Genomic DNA, 10,587 nt, shown 5'->3' on the forward strand with positions numbered 1-10,587 from the left:
TCCCAACAATTCCTCAATGGACGACTTGCGCGTTTCTAAAATTTCAATCACTTTTTTCATTGTACATCCTCCTCGTATTTTCCGATGTGCATATAATATACCATGGTGGTATCACTAGTCAAGCGTCTTTTTGTTTTCTTCGACGATTTTTTTTGCCCCCCATATAATGAGATCTGATACCGTGACTTTACCAGGGCCGGCTGCCGTCATGCGTTCTGCTAACTCCTGTAGATCTTTGTAGAGACTGCGAGGGAGTGTAAAGTTCCTCCGCAAATTTTCCTCGGTGTTTATCATATTGTGTTCTCCTTTCATGTGGTGTGATCCCACCAGTATACCAGCGATGCACGAAAGGTAAACCCCCTCTCAGCGCTTCGCGCTTGAGAGGGGGTTTCTCGCCGTCGCTAGCGAAACTTCCTGACTCATTGATCCCTGCGCACCAGCGTTTCCACATGCGATAATTGCCAACATCCACGATTCTAAAAAAGCAAGCTCGCTTTGTTTTGCATGATTTGTCATAAATCAGTACCTCGGACAGCCTCTAATGTCTTGAAATGCAATTTTGCAACTTCGCCCAACTTGTCGAAGCCAAATTTGTCAACAAAATCGCGACCAGCTTGAATGACATGTTGAGATGCGCCTTTCGGGAAACTCATATTGTAACGTTGACCTACTTCAATAAACCATTTATCTAGTGCCGACCTCGCTAAAATGGATGCAGCTGCCACCGCAATATTTCTCTCAGCCTTTGTTTCTTGAATAAGCCGAAAATCCTTTTGGATAGAATGAGTTCGTTCCAGAATATACTTCTCGTTAGCAAATTTATCGGATACGGAAATTTTTACATCATGATGCTGCAAAAGATCTTTTAATACCGCCGAATGAGCCCAAGCGAGAATAGAATTTAAGTTTTTCGATTCATCTCCAAATTTGGCATAGAGTTCATTGTAGGTATTCGGTTTAATAACTAACTGCTTGATACGATCTTTAAGAAGGATACGAAGGTCTTGAGCAATCGATCGAATCTTTGTCTCACTTAAGGTCTTGCTGTCAGCTACACCGAGTTCTTGAAGCAACGCAACGTCCTTCGGGTTAACCACTACCCCAACGCAGACCAATGGCCCAAAGAAGTCTCCTTTGCCACTTTCGTCTATACCAATCCAAGGTTCATCAAAAACTTCCGGTAGTCGATTTGGCTCATTGGTGGGTTGTGAGGTCATTTGTTTGTCTGCTGATATGCCTAGGGCGCGGTCTCTTATTGAATTCAGTTGTTGAGAAAAATCTTCTTTAGCTTGAACAATAACACTCAAACCCTTTTTCCCTGTGTACACATTGATTTGCCCTGCTTGTCCACCAAACCGCAACTTTATCTGATTCCCATAAGCAATGTCACGAACTTCTACGACTTCAACACCATCTTTAATACATTGCTCCCGTATAGCCGATACAACCTCTTTGATGTCGCTCATGATCTCCCCCCTCACACCTTAATGTCCGATGTTATTCAACCGCGAATCCAATCTCTCACGCTCATGATTGATAAACGAAAAAATATGCGCAATATGTGATGGTTGGATAGGCTTCAGTTCTTCCTCAAGGTGCCCTTCTTCTACCCATAAACGCCAAGTGAACAAAGACTGTTCATAAAGACCAACAATTGTATAAAGATCGACTACCATAATAAAGTTACTCAAGTCCTCGCCGTACAAACCCAGATAGGAATTGATTGCCTCATATACTTGGATTGCCCAGTCTAAAGGGTTAATAAGCGACTTTGCGACAACCACAAGGAGACGTTGCCTGTCTAGGACAACATCTTTTGGAAGATATAGCAATTCAAAGCTACCCTGATATACCTGCTCGCAATACACTCCGATTTCAGCCCTGATTTTCTCAACAGAAAAATCTGATGTTCGCACAAATGGATTATTAAGCATAATTACACCTTCTACAGAAATAATAGCGCGTGACTTTCTCGAATAAGCCGATACACTTCTTCGATTTGGTGAAGAGAGGGAACATGTTCAATCCGCCACCTCCTCCCAGCGCCTAAAGGCGGTGGAAGAAGTGGCAGTTCCCTCCTTTTATGCGCGAACGCGCTTTGATTTGCCTTATTGCTCCGAGTCCGTCCAACTCTTGCGCGCATCTTCATGTTCCTCTTTGCGCTCCTCAAACGGCATCCACTCTCGATAAAACGAGGGATCGCTCATGTTGTCTACTGTAACCTCCACATAATCTGGATACGCCGCTTCTTCCGCCCCTACGCGTTGTTGACACGCCAACCAATCGAATTCGTCCACACCTTGTTCGTTTTTGGTGTTACAAAAGCGCCAAATCGCGCATTGCCCTGTTTCCCCGTTGTGATATTTGCAGCCGTGACACCCTTCCCCACGATCTTTCTTCGTAAGATAAGGAATCCGTTCAAAAATGCGATACCGTCCTGATTTAACGTACCCCTGCAATACGGTGTACATTCCAAAAGCATCCAAGAGAATCGGATCGTCCGGGTTCTCCCATTCCGCCCCTTTGAAATTCGGATCATACAAAAGTCCAATGGCGCTATACACTTTTGAATAAATGCCTTGAAGCGATAAATTGAGTGATTCGTTGACCATCTTTTCCATCCCGATGATAAGCGTCGTCTCAAAATCACAATCGTCAATCCAGTTCCCAGTTGCCGCAACCCCCAAAAATAAAGGATCGGCTGCTTCCATAATCTTCCCGTCTTGATCCACGATGTAAAAATCCATCGTCGGTTTCTCGCCACGAGGCACTGGACGATACTTGTGTGCAAGCGCCGCCTCACTGGTTTGTCGAATCAGTTTTTCAAGTTCTTCCATTTCCTTTGGAGACAATGGCATGAAGTTCACCCCTTTTGAATTTTGATTTAATCATACAATACATTGATTCATTTAGTCAATACCTCGCCTTTGTATGCAAAAACAACGGCGGGGCTGAGGTATTAGAGGTATTAGATGTTGCCACGTTTCCAAAGCCATGCGGCCGCCTTTCGATCCACCGGATTTCCGAGAAAATCAAGGAACCGACGAAACGATTGTTCTTCTATCGCCGCACTCTCTTCTCGCCGTGTTTGCATCAGGTCAGCTCTACGAAAATGTTTTTCTCGTTCACTAAACGTTGGCGTTGAACTAGCAAGTGGATGCTGATTTGTGATGACAGCAGCTTGATGCAACATCGCGTTTGCCACCATCACTTGCGCTTGCACCTGACGTTCATCGAGCGTCCCGTTGGGTGTACGAAACTCAATGCGCCCGCTGTTGGTTGCGTTGATCATCGAAAAATGACCCGCATTGCTGATCCGCCTCGCAATGGTATTCATCGATGCACTGCCTGAAAAACGAAGCAAAGCGTCCATGGGTTGAACATACCGAGTCCCTCGATGTATCCCTGCGCCAAGCCCTTGCCGATATGCCTCGCTATCCGCTCCACCGATGCGATACAACGTCGCTTCATGCGCCACTGCGGCACGAGCAAAACGCTGCCATGTAAATCCTCTGGAATCCATCGGCCCTGTCCCGATATTCGTGTGACAGCCCGTATGAGCATTGACCTTTGCTCCGTGAAATTTTGCAATTTCTAAAACCCGCCGCAATTGCTCCCAATCCTCCGGGCGATCCTGCATGATCGGCGATACAATTTCAAGTCCCCCATCCTCCAAGGAACCATCGCGAGTAGGCGTCCAAAGTCCCGCCTGCGATCTTGCGTGGTATCCCTGACGACTACTGTACTGGGACAATCCCTCGTTAAATAAATCGCGTGCAACGCGATCCCAATCCCCGCGTTCGTCAAACTCCATCTCAAGTTCAACGCCAAACGTATTGCCTGTTCCCCCAAGCACACTTCCGTCCGTCACATATTCCCACTCTTGTTCTGCTTCCTCTAACAATCGATGGAAAGCCGCGTCGTCCTCTGTCATTCGCACGCCATCCCACGCACGATTTGCCTTCCACGTTTCGAGAATTTCTTTGCGCAAATGGTCGTCTGCTTGACGCATCGCTGCAAATCCGGGCGCTGCCACTCGCTGCACAGGGATTCGAATTTCCGGTGCAGATTGAACCGTTTGGTTGGAGAGTTCACGCGTTTCTGGTGTTTCTGATGCTTGCGAGTTTGCTTGTGCGATTCCTAGTGCCTGACGATACGCATCCATATGCCGACACCCATTTGGATACCGTTCGGGATGGCGGGAAACCCGATGCGCGTAATGCTCGCACGTACAAGAGTTTTCCGTTACCGCATATCCCCGTTCCGATCCTTCCGAACGCACGAGAGCTGTATCGTTTGTCAGCCAATTCACGGCGGTGGGTTCATTTCGCACTCTGCGCGTGCGCGAATCTTCCGTCACAACAATTGGTTCTGTAGACGGTCGTGTGCTTCGCCCGTGACGAATCCGCTCGAAATATGCGGTAGAAGCGGCACGTTCCGACAAAAGACGCAATTCCTCCTCAGCCATCCCATACCGTTCCTGAAACGACAATTCTGCATTTGCGTTGGGATTCCGCATTTGTGTCATGAGCGTTGCCATTTGCTCCCGCGCACGCTTTACGCACACAGGCCCTACGCCAAGCGCTATACTAAGCAATGCGCGTAGTGGCCGATGGCATACGCGGCAATTGACTGGCATAAAAAAACCCCCTTTCGTTTTTCAACAAAAGGGGGCGGGGTAAGAATTTTTGTGGCTTCACCCAACAGGATACGTCAAAAGTTATTTGCCGTCAGCACCATCCGACACTCCTGCCTAGTATTTTTTCCCGCCATGCCGATAGGCTCTTAGGTCAATCTTCGCCATTTTGCGCACAAGCGCCGTAGATACATCCAGTTGATACGTGCGTGCGCTATCCAACACACGCAAGATGACATCGGCGAGTTCTTCTGCGACATTCCCCTCGCCACTCCGATCTGCTGCCAACGATTCTGACACTTCGCTGTGAATGAGAGCAATGGCTACAGGAAACGGCAATTCTTCTTCGTGCCAACCTTTTTCGCGAGCCGTTTCATGAACCTCATCTGCGATCATATTAAGCGTCAAAAGCATCATCTGTTGGTGCGCATCAAACTGGATTTCTTCTTCTGTGATTTGTTCGATTGGATTTGAAGGTGTTTTGCTCACTTCGCGCAAATAATCGGTTGGTGATTCCTTCATCAAAGCGCGCAGCTCTTCTTTTTTCTTTTGCTCTTCTTCTACTTCTTGAATCGCGAGTTCCTCGACAACCTGTGCGCGTTCATCGGGATTCGCTTTATGTTGAATCGTTTCGGATTGATTTTCGCTTTCTACGTAGGCGCGAATTGCTTCTGCTTCGTCTTTTTCCTTGCTCACGCCCCAACGATACAACGCACCGCCGAGACCTTGGGGAGTCACACCGAATATTTCTTGGATTTCTTTTTTTGATTTCCCTTGCGCACGAGCGCTTAAATACGCATTTTTCGTGAGTGCCATTTTTGCATGCTCCTTTTCTTTGCGGATTGTTTCAAGTGATTTCTCAGGAACTACAAAAGTCGGTGCTTTTTCTGTTTTCGTTCCAACGGGTGGCAGGCCGTATTTTTGATTGAACGCCTCTAATTCTTCCGGCGTCAGTGTATACGTGACAACTTCGGACGGCGGACTTGATACGTTGCCGAAGCGAAGGTCTTGATCCCTGTACCTGCGTGAAAGTATGCTCACAAAAAAACCCCCTTCAATGAAAGGGGGCAGGGTAAGAATTTTTGCTGTTCCAAATGCTTCTCTTTTATGCGAGAGCAAGGACCGCCGATTCGAGTTCGAAGTCTATGACAATATATCTCGAATTTGTTTAAGTAACCTTTCTGATGCTGAATCGATTTTATTTAAGGCGAATTGAACATAACCCCAATACCAAGAACTGTCCTTCTTTGGATTAGAATAAAACCGCAAATGGGCAACATGTTGGTCTTCTGTCTCACAGTGAAAAGTAAGTGTAACATCACGCTCTTCAAGGTCAATTTCATTCAATACGTTTTTTAATTCAGACAAAGATCGAATTTTTCGTTGATCAATACCCATAAAGTCATCCGAAAAGCTAAGTTCCGCTTTAACCTTCGTGAAATTCAACGCCTGACTTCGTTCTGATACACTCATTGCACAGCTCTCCTTTCTTCGTTCTAGTGCATTCATCGCACCGCCATTCAAACCCAAAGCGAATGTCTGTATCTCTGCACCTACGCGAAAGTATGCTCATCAAAAAAAAGACCCCCTTCAATGAGAGGGGGCGGGGTAAGAATTTTTTGAGGAGAGCAATTCGTTGAATTTTGCCTGCACAACGTCTCCGCTTAACACGCCTTCTTTTTCTACCTCTTGAGCAAGCCACGCATGGAACGTTGCGTGTTCTTCTAAGCAACGCCGACTCTGCGCATACAACCGTTGCAAAACCACTTCGACTGCGTCTGAAGACGGTTCTTTCTCCACAACCAATCGATTTTCCATACCGAATTTCGAAAGCATCTCTCTTGCAATTTCGCTCGCGCGCTCTAAATCATTGGCTGCACCTGTAGAATGTTCGCCGAATTCCTGTTTTTCTGCGATCAACCCACCCAATAAAATTTGAATTTCGCGCTCCAATTCGCTTTTTGTTTTTAACAACGAATCGCGTCCCTCGCTATAAAAAAACGAATCCCAACGCGCGACCCCTTGGTTCGACACTGATTTGCTCAAACGATTGACCACAGGCAAGAGCGACCGTGGCATGGCCTGCCTCATGTACAGCGATTCGCCTGCGTAGTGTACGATCACTTCGCGGGTGCTTTAATCCCGCTACAACACGTGCAAGAGATTCTTCGATATGTTCCGGCAAAATAGAAGGCGCTTCTTGACGGACGCTCAAAATCGCCGCTTCGTTTAGTAGTGTGGCTAAATGTGCGCCGGACAACCCCGCTGTTTTTCTGGCTAACTGATCTAAATCGATACTCTCATGCAATTTCTTTTCGCGCGAATGAACGCCCAAAATCGCACGCCTTGCTACTCGATCGGGAGGAAGCACCTCGATGTGGCGATCAAACCTCCCCGGCCGAATTGCAGCGGGATCAAGCACCTCTGCGAGGTTTGTCGCTGCAATGACGATGACTGAATCCCGTGCCAAAAACCCATCCATTTCTACCAAAAAAGCATTCAGTGTTCGTGTCGATTCTTCATTTGCCAAATGATCCCGACGCCTTGCAAGCGCATCAAACTCATCCACAAATACGATGCACGGCGCAGATTTTTTTGCTTTCTCAAACAATTGTCGAATTCGGCGAGCACCGACCCCGACATACACCTCAACAAAATCGCTGCCTGAAACCGAGAAAAAAGGTACGTTCGCTTCACCAGCCACCGCCTTTGCGAGCAGTGTTTTTCCGACGCCGGGCGGACCTGTGAGCAAAATTCCTTTGGGGAGTTTTGCTCCGCGCTCCTGATAGGCAAACGAACGGCGCAAAAAGTCAACGAGATCAGCCAACTGTTCCTTGGCTGCCTCGTTCCCCGCCACACTCTCAAAAGTTTCGCGAGAAAAAGCAACCCGCGCAAACGCTTCTGAACCCACTGCACCCTCGACGTGCATTTTTTCTTTCGGATCAGAACCATTTGCTTTTTGTTTTTGATACGCCCGAACGAAGAAAACGAACCCGATTGCAACGAAAAAACCTACCATACCAACGATGACGCCCCACCCCAAATGAGTGGGGCCAGTAACGGCAACGTGTGTTGGTGAAACGTGCGTGAGAAATACATACGGCACAAAAAAAGCCCCCTTTCTATTCAAAGGGGGCAAAGTGATTTTTTCTCTGTTCAGTACCCAACATAAGTGGCTTTGCAAAAAACATGAGGAACCGCCCACGGCGTTTTGTACCGCCCGGCAATGTAGCGAATGGCCGCAACTGCATTGTCGAGCGGATTCCAAATGTTTTGCATGGCGGGGAGCGCGTGCGCCGCAAACGTAGTCGGCAACACTTGGAACAAACCACAAGCGGACTCATCCCCCACCTCCCGATACGCAATGGCGTGCGGATGATCGTTGCTTTCGTGCTTTGCAATCCAGCACAAAGGAGAGAGCCACGAAATCGGCTCGTGCGTCATTTCTAGCGCCTGCGCGATGACCGCACGCACACGAAACGGCGAAGCTACATGCACTGCAAAGTGATGCGGCCGACTTTTTCCTGCAAGAATTAAATTCGTTTCTTTGGGCAAAGCAACCATTGGTCGATGCGCCACCTGCACGATTGCATGGTTGGAGACTAGAGGTGACGGTGGAAAAGGCATAAACATGGGATGGAGAGTGGATGTTGCAAAAAACGCAAACGCAATACGAAATTCTTTAGAACCAAACGCTTTATTCGCAAAGCGCGATGTCTGAATATGCAAACGAACTCCGGTATTTTCCCATGTTTACCACAATAAATTTTTCTCCTACATACACTACGCGCGCTCGAACTTTAGGCAGGACGCGTTCACCCTTCTTCTTGTCGAAACTTAACACCGGAATCAAAACGATGTCTCCAACCGAAATCGTTGGCTGTATCGGTACGGGTTCGCTTGGCAACTTTCTTTCTTCTCTTAGTTTCTCGATAAATGAAACAACGCCAGCGGCAAAAATCTGTTCTTCTTCTAAGGCAGTGTGGCTCAAAACAGCATAACCTCCTTTTGATCTTCTCAACACATGGGGGCAGCGGAAGTATTTTTAGGTGTTGATTGATTGTTTTTTCGAAAAAACCCATCTAACTGCCACTGCCCCATCTGAATGGCCGATTGGAAATAGCATCAAGAAACTCAAGACAGTCACCACAAGAAACCAGCCCCAAAACACTGGATCAAGTTTTGCGATTCCCGAAAGCAAAACAAACACGCCCACAACCCCTTGAGCAAGTACACCTGCCAGCGCAACCACGACCCCATGAAATCGACTTGAAATCCCTTCGCTTTCCACAAATCCATTCAGCGGTACAAGCCGTAATTGAAAGACGCCTACACGGAAAAGAGGAGGGCCGATTCCCACTTGAATGCGTTTCACTTTTGCTTTGCCTAGCCACACAGCGAGCGCGTGACCGAATTCGTGAATGGAAACAGACAGAAGAAAAACAAAATACATCATTCGAATCAACTCCGTCCTATATAACAGCTAACTTTTGCGCCAATTCTTTTAACGCTTCTTCCATCGCCAACACTCCCGCTCGATTCATCAACACCACGCGCCGCATATTTGCGTGGCTCTTTAGCGCGTACCATTTTGCGTGTTCCACATACGCCGTGACAAAAACAATCCCGTCTACGGCACTAAATCGCAAAATCGCCTGTCGATTCTTCTCGTACCCTGATACAAACTCGAATTCTCCTCCGTGCCACTCCACCAGTTGGCGATAAATCGGCGCGCGTGGTTCGTCTCCAACGACGAGCACTCGTTTTCCTGCAAGAATCGGCGTAGATGTCTCCGGTTTCGCTTCGTCGGTTTTTGGTTTCGTCATTTCTTGAATCAACGCTTGAAGCGCCTGTGCATCTTCTTCATATTGCACAGCCAATGCTTTTCGTTGAGCGCTCAATTCCGCTTGTTGCGCAGCGATCGAAGAAGAAGGAGAAACTGCCGCAACATGCAACCAAGAAGAAAAATATTTGGTCATCGCCCAGTCCATGAATTCTCTCGTATCAGGAAAGGCACGAAAAATTTCGCTGTACCAATACTCAAACACAGGGGATTCGAACACAGAGAGAGCGACCAAAGAAATGTTGACCAAATGCGCCTCAAGTTCTTCTTTGAACCGCTCCTCTCCTTTCAAATCAGAAAGAGAAACAATCGAGCCTACGATTTCTTCTAAAAACGACACCGTACAAGCCCCTGTACATGATTCGATTTGCTCTTTTAGTGATTTTGAGAAAAAGGAAAAACGTGAAGCCACACGCAGCTTCTTTTGTTTTGCAGAATCTTCAAGTGCGTGCACCACACGTCGCACCTTCTTACTTTCACTCTTTCGATCCCGATGCAAGAATGCGATCCCGATGATCTTTGCAATTTGGTCGATACGACTTTTCCCGTAATATAACGGGTACTGCATCAAAAGCAACTTGTGAATGTCTTCAAGACTCAAATCAAGCGCGAGATAAATTGGCTCCTGAAAGTCAGGATCGGCAAAATACTGCACCATTTCCTTTAGAGAAACGGGAATTGCTCGCTGTTCAACGGATTCAAAGTCCGCTGTTTCTTGTGGATCAACCCACTCAATGTTTTTTGTCGAAAACTCTACGATCACAAAAAAGCCCCCTTTGCGTGTTCTACACAAAGGGGCAGGGTAAGAATTATCGCATGTCGTTTGCGGCGTGCATTAAAACTTCCGCCATGTGCAGTGCATCGATTTTGCACAGCTCAAACTCTACCGCCAAGCGCTTTGGGTGAGAGCGGGATTTTCTCCCAATCACCAAAAATTGTTTTTTGGAATGCTTGTTCCATAGACCATGCACATCCTTTATTTTTTTTTTTTTTTTTTTTGTTCGTATGCTCTCAATTTTTTGGCTAAACGCGATGCAGCACACCGAATCTCATGTTGGAGACTTCTACTGACTTCCTCAGAAAAATCCTCGAAATCATTTTTGAGTGA

The 10,587-nt window shown here is 47.0% G+C and carries 13 protein-coding genes; all 13 read right to left on the reverse strand.

Annotation, left to right across the window (positions count from 1 at the left end; all coding sequences use genetic code 11):
- Nucleotides 1–114: 114 nt before the first annotated feature.
- Nucleotides 115–294, reverse strand: coding sequence for a hypothetical protein (locus BM613_RS13395; RefSeq protein WP_109431676.1), 180 nt, complete (start codon nucleotides 292–294; stop codon nucleotides 115–117).
- Nucleotides 295–512: 218 nt separating this feature from the next.
- A complete protein-coding gene (gene rnhC, locus BM613_RS13400; protein ID WP_219930700.1) occupies nucleotides 513–1,466 on the reverse strand; it encodes a ribonuclease HIII in 954 nt (317 codons plus the stop codon).
- Nucleotides 1,467–1,484: 18 nt separating this feature from the next.
- A complete protein-coding gene (locus BM613_RS13405; protein ID WP_109431677.1) occupies nucleotides 1,485–1,934 on the reverse strand; it encodes a hypothetical protein in 450 nt (149 codons plus the stop codon).
- 174 nt (nucleotides 1,935–2,108) lie between these two features.
- Nucleotides 2,109–2,858: a hypothetical protein gene (locus BM613_RS13410; protein WP_109431678.1), complete on the reverse strand. Its 750-nt coding sequence runs from the start codon at nucleotides 2,856–2,858 to the stop codon at nucleotides 2,109–2,111.
- Between the two features lie 110 nt (nucleotides 2,859–2,968).
- Complete coding sequence (locus BM613_RS13415; RefSeq protein WP_109431679.1) at nucleotides 2,969–4,639, reverse strand: DUF6011 domain-containing protein; 1,671 nt, start codon at nucleotides 4,637–4,639, stop codon at nucleotides 2,969–2,971.
- 114 nt (nucleotides 4,640–4,753) lie between these two features.
- The gene (locus tag BM613_RS15595) at nucleotides 4,754–5,677 is read right to left on the reverse strand and encodes a nucleoside triphosphate pyrophosphohydrolase family protein (protein ID WP_245926395.1); all 924 of its coding nucleotides are present in this window, start codon (nucleotides 5,675–5,677) and stop codon (nucleotides 4,754–4,756) included.
- 102 nt (nucleotides 5,678–5,779) lie between these two features.
- Nucleotides 5,780–6,109 (reverse strand): hypothetical protein, encoded by a 330-nt coding sequence (locus tag BM613_RS13425; RefSeq protein WP_109431680.1) that lies wholly within the window; start codon nucleotides 6,107–6,109, stop codon nucleotides 5,780–5,782.
- 117 nt (nucleotides 6,110–6,226) lie between these two features.
- Nucleotides 6,227–6,610 (reverse strand): hypothetical protein, encoded by a 384-nt coding sequence (locus BM613_RS13430; RefSeq protein WP_181363172.1) that lies wholly within the window; start codon nucleotides 6,608–6,610, stop codon nucleotides 6,227–6,229.
- A 16-nt stretch (nucleotides 6,611–6,626) separates the two neighbouring features.
- Nucleotides 6,627–7,742 carry an AAA family ATPase gene (locus BM613_RS13435; RefSeq protein ID WP_109431682.1) on the reverse strand — a complete coding sequence of 372 codons (1,116 nt, stop codon included), beginning with the start codon at nucleotides 7,740–7,742 and terminating at the stop codon, nucleotides 6,627–6,629.
- A 50-nt stretch (nucleotides 7,743–7,792) separates the two neighbouring features.
- Nucleotides 7,793–8,215 carry a transglycosylase SLT domain-containing protein gene (locus BM613_RS13440; RefSeq protein WP_181363173.1) on the reverse strand — a complete coding sequence of 141 codons (423 nt, stop codon included), beginning with the start codon at nucleotides 8,213–8,215 and terminating at the stop codon, nucleotides 7,793–7,795.
- A 118-nt stretch (nucleotides 8,216–8,333) separates the two neighbouring features.
- Complete coding sequence (locus BM613_RS13445) at nucleotides 8,334–8,627, reverse strand: hypothetical protein (protein ID WP_109431684.1); 294 nt, start codon at nucleotides 8,625–8,627, stop codon at nucleotides 8,334–8,336.
- Between the two features lie 54 nt (nucleotides 8,628–8,681).
- Entirely contained in the window at nucleotides 8,682–9,092 is a 411-nt protein-coding gene (locus BM613_RS13450; RefSeq protein ID WP_109431685.1) for a M50 family metallopeptidase, read from the reverse strand.
- Nucleotides 9,093–9,108: 16 nt separating this feature from the next.
- Nucleotides 9,109–10,242, reverse strand: coding sequence for a DUF2325 domain-containing protein (locus BM613_RS13455; protein WP_109431686.1), 1,134 nt, complete (start codon nucleotides 10,240–10,242; stop codon nucleotides 9,109–9,111).
- Nucleotides 10,243–10,587 lie beyond the last annotated feature (345 nt).

It is taken from the genome of Sulfoacidibacillus thermotolerans (assembly GCF_003144315.1).
In the GTDB taxonomy this organism is placed as follows: Bacteria; Bacillota; Bacilli; order Alicyclobacillales; family SLC66; genus Sulfoacidibacillus; species Sulfoacidibacillus thermotolerans.